Source organism: Methanoculleus sp. (genome assembly GCF_035363275.1).
Classification (GTDB): domain Archaea; phylum Halobacteriota; class Methanomicrobia; order Methanomicrobiales; family Methanoculleaceae; genus Methanoculleus.
This window is the reverse complement of sequence record NZ_DAOSET010000005.1, coordinates 16,728-33,624: the sequence shown is the minus strand read 5'-3', so window position 1 is coordinate 33,624 and position 16,897 is coordinate 16,728. Positions and strand designations below refer to the sequence as shown.

Genomic DNA, 16,897 nt, shown 5'->3' with positions numbered 1-16,897 from the left:
AATCTACTCACTTTTTTCCTCGCCGGCGGCCAACGGCATGATGAGCACCTTGTCGACCCGGTAGCCGTCCATATCGAGGACTTCGAACTGGAGATTCTTCCAGGTGAACCTGTCTCCGGTCTTCGGTGTCCGCTCAAGATACATCATCACGAACCCGCCGAGCGTCTGGTAGTATCCGTGCCCTTCTCCGGGCAGGGTATCGGTGCCGATAAGGTCGTGGAGCTCGTCGACCGGGAGCATCCCATCGAGAAGCCACGACCCGTCTTCACGGCGAACCACCTGGCCCTCCGGCACCTCCCCGGTCGACGGGATGCCGCCGACGATCGACTCCATGATGTCGTGGATGGTGACCAGCCCCTGGATGCTCCCGTACTCGTCGGTGACAAGGGCTATCCGCGCTCTGGTTGTCTTGAACTCATCGAGAACCGAGAGCGCAGGAACGCTCTCGGGCACGAAGAGGGCGGGTTTGATAGCCTTCGTAAGGTCGGGCGTCTCGCCCGCGATCATCCGCGCCCAGAGGTCACGGACAGAGACGATGCCGAGCAGGTTGTCCAGGTGCTCGCGGAAGACCGGGAAGTAGATGTGCCCCGACGCCACCATCATCTGCCAGTTCTCTTCGAGGGAATCCTCCACGTCTACGGCCACGATGTCGGGACGCGGGGTCATCAGTACGCTGACCCGCCGGTCGGCGAGGCGGAAGACGCTCTCCACCATATCCTGTTCCGCCTCCTGGAACACGCCCGCCTGGGTGGCCTGACCGATCAGGACCCTGACATCCTCTTCAGTAACCTCCGGGCCCGAGGGCTTGCGCACCCCGAGCACCATAAGGATCGCCTCGGTCGAGGCGGTCAGCACCCGGACGAGCGGGGCGGCGGCCAGGGAGAGGAGCCGTATCGGGCGCGAGACCAACGATGCAATCCGTTCGGCGTTGTTCATCGCCACCCGCTTCGGCACCAGTTCGCCGATCACGAGCGTCAGGTAGGTGATGACGGCGACGACGATTACGACCGCAAGCGGACCGCTGTATGGGGCAACCAGTGGGATTCCGGTGAATACCTCCGCAAGAGGGCCCGCGAGCGTCGCCCCACCGAAAGCTCCGGAGAGGATCCCGATGACGGTGATCCCGACCTGAACGGTGGAGAGGAACTGTGTCGGGTCCTCGGCAAGGTTGAGGGCGGTCGCCGCCCCGGCATCGCCGTCCTCTGCCTTCTTCTGCAGGCGTGACTTTTTCGCAGAGATGAGCGCAAATTCTGTCATCGAGAAGAAGCCGTTTGCAAGTATCAGCAGGACGATGATCGCGATATCGGTAGCCAGGGGCATCGTATTACTCTCAATGGCAGAAGTCTTAAACTTGCGGGATTCGCGGAGGGGCAGATGAAGCCCTCGGGCACCGGGAACGACCCGGGTCGACCATGAGAAATGTTTATCATCGACGGGCCCGATTCTCACCGGGTGATGCACGATGGTCGAACTTGGCGAACTGGCACCGGACTTCTCGCTTCCCGACCAGAACGGAAACGAGATCCGCTCATCGGGCTTTTCGGGAAAGCGGGTTATCCTTTCATTTCACCCGCTGGCCTGGACCAGCATCTGTGCACGACAGATGCAGGCGCTGGAGACGAACCGGAAGGCGTTCGATGCCCTGGATGCTGTTGCCCTCGGCATCAGTGTGGACTCCGTCCCCTGCAAACGGGCGTGGGCGGAGAGTCTCGGCATCAAACAGACCCGGCTCCTTGCAGACTTCTGGCCTCACGGCGAGGTTGCGCAGATGTACGACGTCTTTGACGGCACGAAGGGCTATGCCCGGCGGGCAAACATCGTCATCGATGAGTTCCAGCGCGTCATATTCGTCGAGAAGTATCCGACGACGACGGTTCCCGATATGCAGGACGTCCTTGAGATCCTCCGCGCAGAGGAAGCGAGCAGGCGGGAAGAAGAGCAGGTGCCGAAGTTTTAACCCTTTTTCCGACGCTCCGACGAGGGTTCTCGGGGAGTACGGGCCGGGGAAGGCGGCCCCGCTCATCCTGCACCCCGAAGGAGACTGCCTGCCAGCGTGACCAGCAGGACGGCAGGAACCCCGTAGCGGATGAGCGCCATATACACTCTCTGCCGCCATCCGCACCCGCCGATCTCCGCACAGATCCGGATGCGGTTCATGAACCACCCGCCGACGATGGCGACAATCAGTGCTGCGGCGATGAGGCCGATCGTCCCGAAGACATAATCGGCGAGGTCGAGGAACGGCATCCCGAAGACTGAGAACTTCAGGGCGGTGTAACTGAGGGCGGACGGCAGGCCGAGGAGCATGATTGCGGCAACGACAAGGAGCGTCGCACGCCTTCTCGGGCAGTCGTAAGAGTCCATCAGCGCCGCCACGGGAACCTCGAGCATGGAGACCGCGGAGGTGAGGGCTGCGGCAAAGAGCATGAGGAAGAAGAGCGCTCCGAGCATCATACCGAACTGGATCCGGATAAAAGCGGAGGGGAGGGTCACGAACGCGAGGTTCACCCCGGCCGCGGGGTCGAGGCCCGAGGTGAAGACGAGGGGAAAGATTATGAGCCCGGCAAGGATCGCGATCAGCGTATCGGCGGCGGCGATGATGATGCCGCTCCGAAAGAGGCTCTCTTTGCGGAGATAACTCCCGAAGGTGAGCAGGATCCCCATGCCCACGGAGAGCGAGAAGAAGGCCTGCCCGAACGCTGCGATCCAGACGCCGGGGTCAGTCAGGTTTGAGGTGTCCGGAGCGAGGTAGAACCCGATCCCCTCGACCGCCCCGGGCTGGGTGAGGGAGAAGGCCACGAGGAAGAGGAGGATCGCGATGAGGACCGGGATGAGGTACCGGGAGGCCCTCTCGATTCCCTTCCGGACCCCGGAGCGCACGGTCACGAAGACGGTGAGCCCTGAGAGGAGGAAGAAGATGAGCGGGAGATAGGAATCGGTGAACATATCGAACGCCATCGGCTGCCCGATGATAAAGGAGAGCGCGTACGCGAGTACCCAGCCCGTTATAACCAGGTAGTAGCCGAGGATCAGGCTGACGACGGCGACGATGATGAGGCCTGCAAACGTAAAACGCCGGTGTATCGACTGGAAGGCGGAGACCACCGACTTCCCCGTGGAGCGGCCGATGGCGAGTTCGAGCATCATCAAGGGAACGCCGAAGAGGAGAACGGAGATCACGTACGGGACCAGGAACGCTCCGCCCCCGTTGACACCCACGATGTAGGGAAACCGCCAGATGTTGCCTATCCCTACGGCCGAGCCGATGCTTGCGAGAATGAATCCCAGGGTTGACGACCACTGCTCTCTATCCTGAACCATCTCAAACCGGCCTCCGATCGTTAGATGGTGGCCCCGCCATTATAAATTGCGTGCCCGGTCGGCCGAACTGTCCTCCTCCCCATGCTGCCGGCAGCCTGTGCCGACTTCTGCGACCGGTGCGCTTTAGTACCGGTGCCTCATATACACCAGCGTTTGGAGGCAGCATGAGCGCCGGTTCCCGAAGCGATCCCGAAGGAGGTGGAGGAGGTTGAGCGGCCGGTATCCTTTCCTTGTCTCGATTCCCCACGGGGGCGTCTCTGTTCCGCCCGAGGTCCGGAGTCTCGTTAACCTCTCGCGAGAGGAGATCATCTTCAACAGCGATCCCCATACGCGCCTCCTGTACGGGTTCGATAATGCGGTGGAGACGCTGATTGACTTCGATCTCTCGCGGATCTTCGTCGACACCAACCGGGCGCCCTACGATTACCCTCCACGGGTCCAGGACGGTGTGGTCAAGGTCATCACGCAGGACGGGACCCCGGTATTCCGGAAGGGCCGGGTGCCCGGGAGGGAGTTGATCGGGCTCCTCCTGCAGAACTACTACCACCCGTTCCATGGACGGCTGGCCCGGGCCCTCGATACCCTTCCGATCAGGATCGCCTTCGACTGCCACAGCATGCTGCCGCGTTCCCCCCCGGTCCGGATGGACGTCGGACGAGAACGCCCGCTCTTTTGCCTGAGTAACCGGGGCGACCGATACGGGAATCCCCTGAAGAAAGGCGCCCTCGTGACCTGCCCGCCGGAGTGGCTCCAGGCGCTTGCCCGGTCGTTCCAGGCAGAGTTCGACGGCGAAGGAAGGGTTGCGATGAACGACCCCTTCCGGGGCGGGTTCATATCGGTGGCGCACTACCGGCGGACGCGGATCCCCTGGGTCCAGGTCGAGATCAACCGCGGCCTCTACGAAACAGAAGATCGCGAGGTCGACGAGGCACGGCTTGCCGGGCTCCGGGAGCGGATCTTCGCCGCGTTCACCGGCTTCTGGGACGAGGTTTCAAGGTAAGAACCACCACCGGATCGGGCTGTGTTGCCCGATTTTCGGGGGTCGAAGAGACTATGCCGGTAGAGCACCCACTTATATAGTGATGGACCGAACGCACCTGATCCTGCAGCGTTACTTCGGGCATACGGCATTCAAGCCCTACCAGCAGGAGATCATCCGGGACATCCTGGACGGGCGCGACGCTCTCGCCGTACTTGCGACCGGGGGCGGTAAGTCGCTCTGCTACCAGGTCCCGGCGCTCATCGGCGACGGCGTTGCGCTGGTGATCTCGCCTCTCATCGCCCTGATGAAGGACCAGGTCGACGATCTGCAGGCACGCGGGATCGGCGCCGAAGCGCTGAACTCTTCCGGCTCCTACACAACGACACGCCGGGTCCTTGCGGACCTCGAGGAGAACCTGGTCCAGATCCTCTACGTCTCGCCGGAGAAGGCGGTCAGCGACGACTTCCTCAACCTCGCGGCATCCCTCCCTGTCACGCTGATTGCGGTCGACGAGGCGCACTGCATATCGATGTGGGGGCACCAGTTCCGCCCGGAGTACCGTTCGCTCGCGGTCCTCAAGGAACGGTTCCCGGGTGTGCCGATGGTCGCCCTGACGGCGACCGCGACCCCGGACGTCCGCGAGGACATCGCACGGCAGCTCAACCTCAACGACCCTTCGGTCTACGTCGGGAGTTTCAACCGGGAGAACCTCCGGTATGCCGTCGTCCCGAAGGGAGAGGACGCATACGAACAACTTCGCACCTACCTGCGGGGCAGGAGGACCGACGCCGGGATCGTCTACACCGCGACGAGGGAGGGAGCCGAGACGCTCGCTGCCCGGCTCCGGGCCGACGGTCTTCCGGCGCTCTCTTACCATGCCGGGATGACGGCGGCCGCCCGGGAAAAGACCCAGGACCGGTTCATCGGCGGGAAGGTCGGGATCGTCTGCGCGACGAGCGCGTTCGGCATGGGCATCGATAAGCCGGATGTGCGGTTCGTCGTCCACTACGATATGCCAAAGACGCTCGAGGCCTACTACCAGGAGAGCGGCCGGGCCGGGAGGGATGGCGGTGCGAGTGATTGCATCCTCTTCTACCACGACGACGACGCAAAACGCCTTCGTTCCTTCATCGACCGCGACCTCCCGTCCGAGTTCCAGCGCGAGGTCGCACGCTCGAAACTCCAGAGGATGGTGGACTACTGCACCACGACGGGGTGCCGGCGGGAGCGGCTCCTCGCCTACTTCGGGGAACGCTACGACGCTCTTCCCTGCGGCGGATGCGACGCCTGCCCCCCGGACCGGCCGGCCGAAAAGTCCCGGCGGCGATCGACGCGCCGGAAGTCCGGTGCCGTTCGCCCGGCGGCCGGCTGAACCGTTCGGGACTGCCGCCGCTCCCCTCCCCCTCCGGGGAAACACCTATTACGCATACGGTAAAAGGGGCCCCGGCGAGTTGTCATGGCGAAGAAGTTATACCGCTCACGAAACGACCGGTGGATCGCCGGGGTATGCGGCGGCATCGGAGAATACCTTGAGATTGACCCGAATGTCATCCGGGTGATCTGGGCAATCGTCACCGCGCTCACGGGATTCCTGCCCGGGATTGCCATCTACATCCTGCTCTGGATCATCCTGCCCCAGCGCGGGACGATGCGCCCGGTTGAGGGGAGTGTTGAGGTGTGAAGGGGAGGGTCCGCCTGCAGGGCAGGAGTATGAGAAGGCCGAAGGCCCTCGAGGGGGCATGCCCCCCTCCCCTGTCTCTACCTTGTATCTTCAGTGTTCAGGTTCAAAGTCAACAGATTGTCATACCTCTGTGACCCCACCCCGCCCGCGCTTCGCGCTCCTCCCCCGCCCCAGGGGGCGGGGGCAGTGCGTGGCGATAGCAGGTGGCAATCGGTGTATGGGTGGAGTGACAGACTGGAATTTAATAGTCCCCGCAAGTAGGCAAGTGACCACAGAGAATTTGAACACCTCGTGAACCGGGGCGAAGGGACACACAGATCACCTGAACTCCTACATTCTGAACAGGCTAACCGGCACGCACGGCCAACCGCCTCCCGCGAAAAGAAATGAGTGCAGCCACATCCTCGCACCTAACACAGTGCTCAAACTCGCCGCTACGCTTGCACCAAAGGCCTTCGGCCTTCTCAAGCTCACTATGCTCGCACTCCTCACGGTCCAGCGTACCGGGCCTTCGCGCACCCAATTGGTTTCATTCATCAGCGGCAGGTGACTGCAACCCCCACTGTCAGAGCGCCTTTCCCGTCTGTTTTTCGATGGGCCAGCCCCCTACCGCGTTTCCCCGCCCTGCAGTTTCCGGATCGTATCCCGCAGCGCTATCGCCCGCTCGAACTCAAGGCGTTCCGCCGCCTCCTGCATCTCGGTCTCGAGCTCGATGATAAGGTTCGGGATCTCCGACTTCGGGACGTGCTTGACGTCGGTGATATCGATCTCTTTCTCCCGGATCGGCTTTGTGATCGTCTGCGGCGTGATGCCGTGCAGGGCATTATACTCCATCTGCATCGCGCGCCTCCGCCCGGTCTCGGCCATCGCCTTCTTGATCGAGTCGGTCATGGTGTCAGCGTAGAGCACCACCTTCGCGTTCACGTTCCGGGCGGCCCGGCCGATCGTCTGGACCAGACTTCTCGCGTCGCGGAGGAACCCTTCCTTATCGGCGTCGAGGATTCCCACGAGCCCGACCTCGGGGATGTCGAGCCCCTCGCGGAGGAGGTTGATCCCCACGAGGACGTCGTACTTCCCGAGCCGGAGCTGCCGGATGATCTCGGTCCGCTCGATGGTCTTGATCTCGGAGTGGAGGTAGCGAGTCTTGATTCCCTGTTCGGCCAGGTACTCCGAGAGTTCCTCGGCGAGCCTCTTCGTGAGGGTCGTCAGGAGTATACGGTCGCCGCGTTCGATCGTGGCACGGATCTCGGCGATGACATCCGGGATCTGCCCCTCGATCGGCCGGACCTCGACCGCCGGGTCGACGAGCCCCGTCGGCCGGATGATCTGCTCCGCGACGCTTGAGCGCTCCAGCTCGTAATCCCCCGGGGTCGCCGAGACGAAGATGACGTTTCGCATGTAGCCCGAGAACTCGTCGAACTTCAGCGGCCGGTTGTCGAAGGCCGACGGGAGCCGGAACCCGTAGTCCACGAGGGACTTCTTCCGCGAGTAGTCGCCGTGGTACATCCCGCGGACCTGGGGCAGGGTCTGGTGGCTCTCGTCAATCACCATCATGAAGTCCTCCGGGAAGTAGTCCAGCAGGCAGTAGGGCTGCTCCCCGGCTTTTCGCCCATCAAAGTGGCGGGAGTAGTTCTCGATCCCCTTGCAGGTCCCGGTCTCCCGGATCATATCGATGTCGTAAAGGGTCCGCTGGCGCAGGCGGTGCGCCTCGAGCATGCCGAGGTTCGGGAGCCACTCCTCAAGTTCCTCCTGTATCGAGACGATCGCCCGTTCCTTCTCCTCCTCCGGGGCGACGAAGTGGCGGGCCGGGTAGACGAAGAAGTAGTCCATCGTCTCGAGCCGCTGGCCGGAGTTCCTGTCGATCTCGCTGATCCGGTCCACCTCGTCCCCGAAGAGTTCGATACGGATGATGTTGTTGAAGTAGCCGGGGACGATATCGATCGTGTCGCCCTTCACCCGGAACCGGCCCGGCGCGAGTTCGATGTCGTTGCGTTCGAACTGAATCTCGATGAGCCTCCGGATGATGTCGTCTCGCCGCATCCGGTCCCTGACCTTTACCTCAAATCCCATTCCCTGGAAGTTCGCGGGGTTGCCGAGGCCGTAGATGCAGGAGACCGAGGCGACGATGATGGTGTCGGGGCGCGAGAGGAGCGATGCGGTCGCCGCAAGCCGCATCTGCTCGATCTTGGGGTTGATCTGGGCGTCTTTCTCGATGTAGAGGTCGCGTTTTGCGATGTATGACTCGGGCTGGTAGTAGTCGTAGTAGGAGACGAAGTACTCCACCCGGTTCTCCGGGAAGAACGACTTGAACTCGTTGTAGAGCTGGGCAGCAAGCGTCTTGTTGTGGGCGACGACGAGGGTGGGTTTCCGGACCGCCTCGACTACGTTTGCTATCGTGAACGTCTTCCCCGACCCCGTGACCCCGAGGAGGGTCTGGAACCGCTCGCCGCGGGCGAGCCCGCCGGTGAGTTTCCGTATCGCGTCGGGCTGCGATCCGGTAGGCTTAAAATCTGCTTTCAAGTGAAATGCCGTCATGGTGCCACTGTCTTCTTCCTGAGCGTTCTGTGATACGTGATCGCGAACCGGTGCGCCTCGTCGCGGATCTCCTGGAGGAAGAGCGACGCCTTCTCGTGCCTCTCAAGGGGCAGGGGGTGGGAGAAGCCCGGCACGAAGACCTCCTCCTCGCGCTTTGCAATGGCCGCGATCGGGACCTTGATCCCGAGGTCCCTGAGCACCGCGGTTGCCGCCGCAAGCTGCCCTTTCCCGCCGTCCACGAGGATCAGGTCGGGGAATTCGCCGCCCTCCTTCTGCAGGCGCGAGTAGCGGCGCCGGACCACCTCGGCGATGGCGGCGAAGTCATCGACCCCCTCGACCGTCCGTATCCGGAACCGCCGGTAGTTCCGCCTGTCGGGTTTCCCCCAGAGGAACCGGACCATCGAGCCCACCATCGCCGTCCCGGAGAGGTGGGATATGTCGAAGCACTCGATCGCGACCGGGAGATCCGGGAGGTGCAGGCGGCGCTTCAGTTCGTCCAGTTTGATCCGGTCCCCAAAGAACCCGATCTCGACGTTCTTCCTGACCAGGTCGAGGAGGTTCTTCTTCTCGCCCCGCTGCGGCACGACCACCCGGACCTTGCCGCCCCGGAGGTGGGAGAGGTAGCCGGCAACCGCGTCGTCGACCGGCTCCGGGAGGATCACCTCCTCCGGGGGCTCGTTCTGGGCGTAGTAGCGGGCGAGGAACTCCTCGAGGAACCCCTCCGTCTCGTCGAAGGTGTACTCATGCTTCCCGGCAAGCGTTCCCCGGTCGACGTTGAAGAGCATCAGAAAGACGGTTCCCTCGCTCACGATATAGTTGACGATATCCTCGTTGTAGGTCTTCTGCCGGTCGACGTGCTGCCGCTCCCGAAGCCCTTCGAGGGCCGCAACCTGGTCGCGGAGCTCCATCGCCCGCTCGTACTCCTGCCGTTCCGCGTGCGCCGCCATCTCCTCTCTGAGCGTCCGGATGAGCCCGGCGATATCCCCTTTCAGGACCGCCTCGGCCCTCCGGACCCGCTCGCGGTAGTCGTCCTCGGTTATCCTCCCGCTGCAGGGGGCGCTGCACGAGCCGATGTGTGCACGGAGGCACGGCCGCCGGGGGAGGCGCCGGCATGACCGGAGGCCAAAGAGTGATTTTAAGAGGCGAAGTAGGTCTTCACGCTCCCGTGCGGAGACGAACGGCCCGTAGTAGCGGCCGTTACCATCGGGCTGACGGGCAGTGTGGATCCGGGGGTAGGGCTCGTCGGTGACGTGGATGTAGGCGTATCTCTTCGCGTCTTTGAGGTCGATGTTGTACTTCGGCTGGTGCTTCTTGATCAGGGTGTTCTCGAGGATGAACGCCTCGACCTCGGTATCGGTGACGATGAAGTCGATCCCGGCGATCGCGGCGACGAGCCGTCTGGTCTTCGGGTCGAGGTCGTGCCGGGAGAAGTAACTTGATACGCGCCGCTTGAGGTTCTTTGCCTTCCCGACGTAGATGATGGTGCCCTCGTCGTCGGAGAAGAGGTAGCACCCGGGCTCGGTTGGAAGTTTCTGGGGATCGATCATGGTGTTTTAAGGATCTCTTTTAAGAACGCGCCTGTGTGGCTCCCCTCCACCGCAGCGACCTCCTCGGGGGTTCCGGCCGCGACGACCTCACCGCCGGCGTCCCCGCCCTCCGGACCAAGGTCGATGACGTAGTCGGCGGACTTGATCACGTCCAGATTATGCTCGATCACGACCATCGTGTTTCCCCGGGCCACCAGGTCGTCGAGGACGGCGATCAGGTTCTTCACGTCGTGGAAGTGCAGCCCGGTCGTCGGTTCGTCGAGGAGGTAGATTGTCTTCCCTGTGGCCCGCTTTGCGAGTTCCCGGGTCAGCTTGATCCGCTGCGCCTCGCCGCCCGAGAGGGTGGTGGAACTCTGGCCGAGTTTGATGTAGCCGAGCCCCACCCGGGAGAGCGTATCGAGCCTGTTCCTGATCGAGGGGACGTTCTCGAAGAGGGCGATCGCCTCCTCGACGCTCATCTCGAGGACGTCGGCGATGGACTTGCCCCGGTACTTCACCTCGAGGGTCTCGCGGTTGTAGCGCGCCCCCTTGCACTCCTCGCACTCGACGTAGACGTCGGGGAGGAAGTTCATCTCGATCTTGATGAGCCCGTCGCCCTGGCAGGCCTCGCACCGTCCGCCTTTGACGTTGAACGAGAACCGGCCGGGCTTGTAGCCCCGGACCTTCGCCTCCTTGGTCCCGGCAAAGACCTTCCGGATCTCGTCGAAGACCTTGGTGTAGGTCGCCGGGTTCGAGCGCGGCGTCCGCCCGATGGGGCTCTGGTCGATGACGATCACCTTGTCGATCTCGTCGTCGAACGTGAGGCTGTCGTGCTCCCCCGGGGGTTCCCGCGAACCGTGGAGTTCCCGCATCAGCGCCCGGTAGAGCGTCTCGTATATGAGCGTGGACTTCCCCGACCCCGAGACCCCGGTGACGACCGTCAGGACGCCGATGGGGACATTCGCGTCGATGCCTTTCAGGTTGTTCTCCCGGCAGCCCGCAAGGCGGATGAACCGATCGCTCCTCCGGCGATCGGGGGGGACCTCGATCCTGAGGTCGCCGGAGAGATAACGGCCCGTGAGCGAGGCCGGGTTTGCCGAGACAGCATCCGGAGGGCCTTGTGCAACGATATCGCCGCCGTGGAGCCCGGCCCCCGGTCCCATGTCGACGACCCAGTCGGCGCTCCGGATTGTCTCTTCATCGTGCTCCACCACGACGAGAGTGTTCCCCAGGTCGCGGAGATGCTGCAGGGTCTCGAGCAGTTTCCGGTTGTCCCGCTGGTGCAGCCCGATGGACGGCTCGTCGAGGACGTAGAGCACACCCGTCAGGTTCGACCCGATCTGTGTTGCAAGGCGTATCCTCTGTGCTTCCCCGCCCGAGAGGCTGCCTGCGCTCCGCGAGAGGGTCAGGTAGCCGACGCCGACCTGTTTCAGGAACTCGAGCCGGGCGATGATCTCCTTTAGGACCTGTTTTGCGATCTCGCGCTCGCTCTCGGTGAGGTCCAGGGTCCGGAAGAATGAGAGTGCCCCCGTGATGGAGAGGTCGGTGACCTCGACGATGGACTTCCCGGCAACCTTCACGGCAAGGACCTTATCTTTGAGCCTCTTGCCCCCGCACTTCGGGCAGGGAAGGACCCGCATGAACTTCTCGAGTTCGCGGCGGCGGTACTCCGACTGGGTCTGGCGGTAGAGCCGCTCGGTCTGTGGGACGAGACCCTCCCACGTCCCGGAACGCGACCACGCGTCCCCGTTCTTCATCTTCATCGAGAGGCGAAGGTGCTCCGGCGAGCCGAACATCAGCGCCGTATACTGCTGCTCGGTGAGGTCCTTGATCGGCGTTAAGACCGAAAACCCGAAGTGTTTTGCGACACCGCTGAGGTACTGGTTCCGGTAACCGTCAAGGAAGTTCCGGTAGAGCATGACGGCACCTTCGGCGATGGACTTGTTCCTGTCGGGGATGATCAGGTCGGGGTCGAATTCCATCTTGATTCCGAGACCGTTGCACTCATCACACGCGCCAAACGGGCTGTTGAAGGAGAACATCCGGGGCTGGAGTTCCTCAAACGCAATCCCGCAGATCGGGCAGGCCATGAGCGATGAGCAGGTCTCTTCCCGGCCATCCTCGTCGACGGCGATGACGAGCCCTTCGGACTTTGCAAGGGCGTTTTCGATCGCTTCGACGAGCCGGGACCGCTCGTCTACGGAGAGTCGGTCGATGACCACATCGATGTCGTGCTTCCGGTAGCGATCGAGGGCGATCTCCTCGTCGGTCCGGCGAATCTCGCCGTTGACCCGTACCCGGGTGTAGCCTTCCCGGTCGAGGTCCTTGAAGACCTGCTGGTAGGTCCCCTTCTTCTGCCGGACGACCGGGGCGAGGATGGTAACCGTCCCGGCCATCACCTCGGCGATATGATCGGCGATCTTCTCCGGCGACTGGGCCTCGATGGGGATCTGGTGCTCCGGGCAGAACGGTTTTCCTATCCGGGCAAAGAGGAGCCGAAGGTAGTCGTAGATCTCGGTGACGGTGCCGACGGTGCTCCGGGGATTTTTTGACGTCGTCTTCTGCTCGATGGAGATGGCAGGCGAGAGCCCGTCGATGCTGTCGACGTCCGGCTTCTGCATCAGCCCGAGGAACTGCCGTGCATAAGCGGAGAGCGACTCCACGTAACGCCGCTGCCCTTCGGCATAGATGGTGTCGAAGGCAAGCGTGGATTTCCCCGATCCGGAGACGCCGGTGAGGACGATAAGCCGGTCGCGCGGGAGTTCGACGGTGATATTGTTGAGGTTGTGCTCCCGTGCCCCCTTGATGACGATTTTCTTCATTTTTGTATGCAGATCTCTTTGTCCTGATACTTCATAGCCGTTTGCGATCCAAATCTTTAAATAAAAATTCCGACGAAAGGCTCGGGTGCAGACGGGCCTGGAGGGGCCGTTGGGGCCCGGGCGTGGGTGGCGAACGTATCGCGGCACGGACCCCCACCCCCGCAGATCACCGGTTCGCATCATCCCTGTGGGCGAGAAGACCCCCCTCCGGCTCCCGGGACGCTGAGAGACCCGTTCGGTCGAAGGGTGGGAATAACGAGTATGCGCTCGTCAGGCGGCCCGGTGCGAAAAAAAGGATATTCAGGATCATGGGCCGAGGAGCCCCCCGACTTGAGTCGGGGGAGGAATCGGTGCAACACGCCGGTCACGGACCCGGGTCTGCACACGGGCCCGCGAACCGATCCGGTTCCTGCTCTTCCCCGGGGCTCACCGCTCCCAGTAAGGCGTATACCCGTAGTGACTGTACATGCCGGTGAGCCACTCGCGCTGGGCGGTCGTTGGCCAGTTGTCCTTATCAAACCCGGGTGCGTTCTCCAGCCGCTCTTTGGACACGTCCAGAACGAAGACGTCGTCAGCCCCGTTGTACTGAAGCGCCTCCCAGGGGACGGCAAAGAGCTTATCGCCGAGCCCCATGATACCCCCGAACGAGAGGGCGGCGTAGGCGATGCAGCCTTCGCTGATATCGATCACGACATCCTTGATACTCCCGAGGTCTTCACCCCGCGGATTCCGAACCGAGTAATCCGCAAGATCTCTCCCTCGTACAATACTTCGTCTCTCCACCGTTGTGGTAGCCCCTTTCATCTACATCACATCTCCAGAATCCGTGGGACAGAGGTTCCCACTCCAACGGAGTCGATACGGGCCGGGGAGTATTTAATTTTTGTGATAATATAATAATCAGAACATATTGTGGGAAAAAGCCGTTCTCCGTGCGACAGCGGAGCGCAGTACCCCCGGCTTCCTCTGTCACAGGCAACAGGGAGCATCGCAGCCATAACCTTCCCCGACCGGCGAGCAACGACCTCTTCGACCGACCGCTACTAGTCCTGCCGGAGGTTCCCACGCATAACCGCACCGGCAGCCCCACCGGCGGCCCCGAAGAGAGGGAACAATAATCCCAGCGCGACCGTTGCCATCCCCGCGAGCCCGGCGACGAACCCCGTGCCGGAAGAAGCAGTCCAGAGTAGTGGGATAGAAAAGAGACCGGTCCCGAAGAGCGCCGTGACAAGCCCGGCCTCGAGACCGTCCTCCGGCCTGCTGCCGGCAGCGTACCCCGCGATAACGCCGCCGACGAGCGGAGAAACTACAATCAGCGGGCCGAGAAAACCAAATATAAGAGTCGAACCGGCGATGATGGCCGTGCCGGCACCGATCCTGAGCCACCGGGTCCGCTCGCCCGCCCCGGCCGCGCCCCTCCGGATACCGTTTCCCGCCGCATCCCCGGCTGCCCCGCCGATGGCGCTGTAGGGAAGGAGGAGTGCAGTGAGGACGAGAGTGTAGAAGATCAAGGTCGTCCGGAACGGGGATACTGAGGTCTGCTCTCGACGAGACTCATGAGGGTTGTGGCGGAGGCCACGATGAGGGCCACGACTGCCCCGCATATGGCGCCGGTGATGGCGCCGTCCTTCGCCGTGCTCCGGGTGAAGAGTCCGGCGATGAGCCCCCGCCAAAGAGGAACGCCACCGTCATCACCGGATCCGGGTGGATCTCCACGCGACCGAGGAGGAAGACCGCACCGATCGCCAGTGCCCCCACAACCGCCCCGGAGAAACGGCAGGCGTTTGACGATACCATCCGGGAATCGCATCTCGGCGCACGATGCTGTTCTGGTTTGCCCCGGCCGCCGGTGCGCAGGTATTATACACGAGGAGCGTATGGAATTGCAACGGAGCCGTCGCTCCTTAAGCGGACCCGTATACCATGAGCATCACAGACTACTGCCGGCGAACCGTCGCCTTCACCCGGGATATCATGCGGCAGCCGGCGAAGGTCGACAGGGACCTCCAGTTCTCCGACCTCGTCTTCTTCCTCCGGTTCGCCCGGCCGATCTGGAGCGTGGGCGTGCTGGCGCTCGTAGCGACGGCGCTCGTCTCCGCCGCAAAGACCGTTCTCCCACTCAGCATCAAGTTCCTCATCGACAACATCCTCCTCGGGGAGACCCCGCTCCCCGATACTCTCCTCGCGGAAGCCGGTGGGATCCTCTCGTCGCTCAACATCCTCACCGTCGCCCTCCTCGCGCTCGGACTTTTTACCGGCGGCATGGATCTCGCCCGAAACTATTGGACTGCCCGGTTCCGAGAAGGCTACGCCTTCAATCTCCAGACCACCCTCGTCGAGCATGTCCTGAGTTTCCCGCTCTCCTACTTCAAGTCGCAGCAGACCGGCTACATCATGTCCCGCCTCTCCGACGACGTCCAGATCCTGCAGTACACCTTCTCCCAGTACCTCCCCCAGATCATCGCAAACGCCCTCTACGTCGCCTTCACCCTCGTCATCCTCTTCATCCTGAACCTCAGGCTGACCCTTGTCGTCATCGCCTTCATCCCCCTTTACCTGCTGGTCAACGCTGTCTTCATCCGAAGGATCCGCGCCGCCACCCACCAGGAACGCGAGCGGCAGGCCTATGTCTCGCGGGACCTCCAGGAGGTGATCTCCGGCATCGATACCGTGAAATCGCACGCCGCGGAGGACCGGGAGGTGCGCAAGGTCTCCGGGACGCTCCGGAACATGGTCAATGCCCGGATCCGGAACACGATGCTCTCGGCGCTCTCGGAGTATTTCAGGATCGGCACGATGTCGCTCATGTTGATCGCAGCCTTCTGGTTCGGCGGGAACGAGGTGCTCGCCGGCGGTATGACCGTTGGCGACTTTGTCGCGTTCGCGGTCTACATCGTGACGTTCGCCCCCACCGTCAACACCTTCTTCGCCTTTCCTGTCGTCATGCAGCCCGCGCTCACGTCCGCCGGCCGCCTGCGCGAACTCTTCCGGATGAGCGGCGAGGCGGGGACCGCCCCCGGCACCGGGGGGATTGCGCCCGCCGACGTGCAGGGCCTGATTGAGTTCTCCGGCGTCTGGTTCGGCTATGCTGAGTCGGACCCGGTCATCCGGGACGCAACTTTCGTCGCCCGTCCCGGCGAGACGGTCGCCGTCGTCGGGAGAACCGGCGTGGGGAAGACGACGCTGATCAACCTGATTCTCCGGGCATTTATGCCGCAGCGCGGCACGATCACGCTTGATAAGCGCGACCTCTCATCGCTCGACCCCCGGTGGCTGCGACGGCAGGTATCGCTCGTCTCGCAGGACCTCTTTCTCTTCCACACCACCATCGAGGAGAACATCCGTTACAGCAAGCCTGACGCGACCTTCGAGGAGGTGATAGGGGCTGCACGGAAGGCGCAGATCCACGAGGATATCATGCAGTTCTCCGAGGGCTACGGGACGATCGTCGGGGATCGCGGGACCCAGCTCTCCGTCGGCCAGCGGCAACGGGTCGCCATCGCCCGCGCGTTCCTGAAAGACGCGCCCATCCTTATCCTCGACGAGCCCACATCGGCGCTGGACCTGCAAACCGAGGACCGGATCCGGCAGATACTCCGGGTGCTGACCCGGGGCCGGACGACCATCCTCATCTCCCACCGTCCATCGCTCCTGGAACTTGCCGACCGCGTCCTCACGATCGAGGGCGGACGGGTGCGGGAGTGTCGGGGAGCCGCAGACGGGATCGACCCCGGGTCCCGACCGGTCGCCCCCTGATCTCGACCGCAGGCCGATGGAGTGTGCCGCCGCATTCCGTTCCACGCCGGCTACCCGACCGGGTGACCCACGGCACGGAGGACGGCGAGAATGATGAAGTAGCCGACGACGGTCCCGATGAGCATCGAAGCGACGGCAGCGAGGCTGCTCTGCCAGTGCATGCGGCTCCACCAGCCTGCTGCACTGCCAATGAGGAAGGATGCGAAGATGATGAGGAGTTCCCGTCTCTCGAGCGTTGCCATGTTGATGGGGAACTATCGGTCTTCGCCGGCCA

The 16,897-nt window shown here is 63.0% G+C and carries 13 protein-coding genes; 5 read left to right on the top strand and 8 right to left on the bottom strand.

The window, feature by feature from the left end; genetic code table 11:
• Positions 1 to 3 precede the first annotated feature (3 nt).
• Entirely contained in the window at positions 4 to 1,320 is a 1,317-nt protein-coding gene (locus PLN84_RS01760) for a hemolysin family protein (protein WP_292382848.1), read from the bottom strand.
• 142 nt (positions 1,321 to 1,462) lie between these two features.
• Here PLN84_RS01760 and PLN84_RS01755 point away from each other — a divergent pair, with 142 nt between their 5' ends.
• Positions 1,463 to 1,957: a redoxin domain-containing protein gene (locus PLN84_RS01755; RefSeq protein WP_292382849.1), complete on the top strand. Its 495-nt coding sequence runs from the start codon at positions 1,463 to 1,465 to the stop codon at positions 1,955 to 1,957.
• Positions 1,958 to 2,019: 62 nt separating this feature from the next.
• Here PLN84_RS01755 and PLN84_RS01750 read toward each other — a convergent pair whose 3' ends face one another.
• Complete coding sequence (locus PLN84_RS01750) at positions 2,020 to 3,321, bottom strand: sodium-dependent transporter (protein WP_292382851.1); 1,302 nt, start codon at positions 3,319 to 3,321, stop codon at positions 2,020 to 2,022.
• 208 nt (positions 3,322 to 3,529) lie between these two features.
• On the opposite strand from PLN84_RS01750, the gene PLN84_RS01745 reads away from it, so the two are divergent.
• The 3 genes from PLN84_RS01745 (at position 3,530) to PLN84_RS01735 (ending at position 5,984) form a co-directional block, all read left to right on the top strand.
• Entirely contained in the window at positions 3,530 to 4,321 is a 792-nt protein-coding gene (locus tag PLN84_RS01745) for an N-formylglutamate amidohydrolase (protein WP_292382853.1), read from the top strand.
• Positions 4,322 to 4,403: 82 nt separating this feature from the next.
• Positions 4,404 to 5,675 (top strand): ATP-dependent DNA helicase RecQ, encoded by a 1,272-nt coding sequence (locus PLN84_RS01740; RefSeq protein WP_292382855.1) that lies wholly within the window; start codon positions 4,404 to 4,406, stop codon positions 5,673 to 5,675.
• Between the two features lie 84 nt (positions 5,676 to 5,759).
• Positions 5,760 to 5,984, top strand: coding sequence for a PspC domain-containing protein (locus PLN84_RS01735; RefSeq protein ID WP_292382856.1), 225 nt, complete (start codon positions 5,760 to 5,762; stop codon positions 5,982 to 5,984).
• A gap of 606 nt (positions 5,985 to 6,590) precedes the next feature.
• Here PLN84_RS01735 and uvrB read toward each other — a convergent pair.
• The 5 genes from uvrB to PLN84_RS01710 form a co-directional block, all read right to left on the bottom strand.
• Complete coding sequence (uvrB, locus tag PLN84_RS01730) at positions 6,591 to 8,519, bottom strand: excinuclease ABC subunit UvrB (protein ID WP_348531871.1); 1,929 nt, start codon at positions 8,517 to 8,519, stop codon at positions 6,591 to 6,593.
• Complete coding sequence (gene uvrC, locus PLN84_RS01725; RefSeq protein WP_292382859.1) at positions 8,516 to 10,066, bottom strand: excinuclease ABC subunit UvrC; 1,551 nt, start codon at positions 10,064 to 10,066, stop codon at positions 8,516 to 8,518. The genes uvrB and uvrC overlap by 4 nt, the downstream gene beginning before the upstream one ends.
• Positions 10,063 to 12,867 (bottom strand): excinuclease ABC subunit UvrA, encoded by a 2,805-nt coding sequence (gene uvrA, locus PLN84_RS01720; protein ID WP_348531870.1) that lies wholly within the window; start codon positions 12,865 to 12,867, stop codon positions 10,063 to 10,065. Before uvrA ends, uvrC begins: the two co-directional genes overlap by 4 nt.
• A gap of 426 nt (positions 12,868 to 13,293) precedes the next feature.
• Entirely contained in the window at positions 13,294 to 13,671 is a 378-nt protein-coding gene (locus tag PLN84_RS01715; protein WP_292382863.1) for a PRC-barrel domain-containing protein, read from the bottom strand.
• Between the two features lie 239 nt (positions 13,672 to 13,910).
• Positions 13,911 to 14,378: a hypothetical protein gene (locus PLN84_RS01710; protein WP_292382864.1), complete on the bottom strand. Its 468-nt coding sequence runs from the start codon at positions 14,376 to 14,378 to the stop codon at positions 13,911 to 13,913.
• A 412-nt stretch (positions 14,379 to 14,790) separates the two neighbouring features.
• On the opposite strand from PLN84_RS01710, the gene PLN84_RS01705 reads away from it, so the two are divergent.
• Positions 14,791 to 16,623: an ABC transporter ATP-binding protein gene (locus tag PLN84_RS01705; protein ID WP_348531869.1), complete on the top strand. Its 1,833-nt coding sequence runs from the start codon at positions 14,791 to 14,793 to the stop codon at positions 16,621 to 16,623.
• A gap of 50 nt (positions 16,624 to 16,673) precedes the next feature.
• On the opposite strand, the gene PLN84_RS01700 is transcribed toward PLN84_RS01705, so the two are convergent.
• On the bottom strand, positions 16,674 to 16,865 hold the full coding sequence (locus PLN84_RS01700; protein WP_292382868.1) for a hypothetical protein: 192 nt from the start codon (positions 16,863 to 16,865) through the stop codon (positions 16,674 to 16,676).
• Positions 16,866 to 16,897: the final 32 nt, after the last annotated feature.

Bases quoted from the DNA above. Each gene is read 5' to 3' on its own strand.
- uvrB (WP_348531871.1), bottom strand. From the start codon at position 8,519: ATGACGGCATTTCACTTGAAAGCAGATTTTAAGCCTACCGGATCGCAG.
- PLN84_RS01705 (WP_348531869.1), top strand. From the start codon at position 14,791: ATGAGCATCACAGACTACTGCCGGCGAACCGTCGCCTTCACCCGGGAT.
- PLN84_RS01735 (WP_292382856.1), top strand. From the start codon at position 5,760: ATGGCGAAGAAGTTATACCGCTCACGAAACGACCGGTGGATCGCCGGG.
- PLN84_RS01700 (WP_292382868.1), bottom strand. From the start codon at position 16,865: ATGGCAACGCTCGAGAGACGGGAACTCCTCATCATCTTCGCATCCTTC.
- PLN84_RS01760 (WP_292382848.1), bottom strand. From the start codon at position 1,320: ATGCCCCTGGCTACCGATATCGCGATCATCGTCCTGCTGATACTTGCA.
- PLN84_RS01740 (WP_292382855.1), top strand. From the start codon at position 4,404: ATGGACCGAACGCACCTGATCCTGCAGCGTTACTTCGGGCATACGGCA.
- uvrC (WP_292382859.1), bottom strand. From the start codon at position 10,066: ATGATCGATCCCCAGAAACTTCCAACCGAGCCCGGGTGCTACCTCTTC.
- PLN84_RS01755 (WP_292382849.1), top strand. From the start codon at position 1,463: ATGGTCGAACTTGGCGAACTGGCACCGGACTTCTCGCTTCCCGACCAG.
- uvrA (WP_348531870.1), bottom strand. From the start codon at position 12,867: ATGAAGAAAATCGTCATCAAGGGGGCACGGGAGCACAACCTCAACAAT.
- PLN84_RS01715 (WP_292382863.1), bottom strand. From the start codon at position 13,671: ATGAAAGGGGCTACCACAACGGTGGAGAGACGAAGTATTGTACGAGGG.
- PLN84_RS01750 (WP_292382851.1), bottom strand. From the start codon at position 3,321: ATGGTTCAGGATAGAGAGCAGTGGTCGTCAACCCTGGGATTCATTCTC.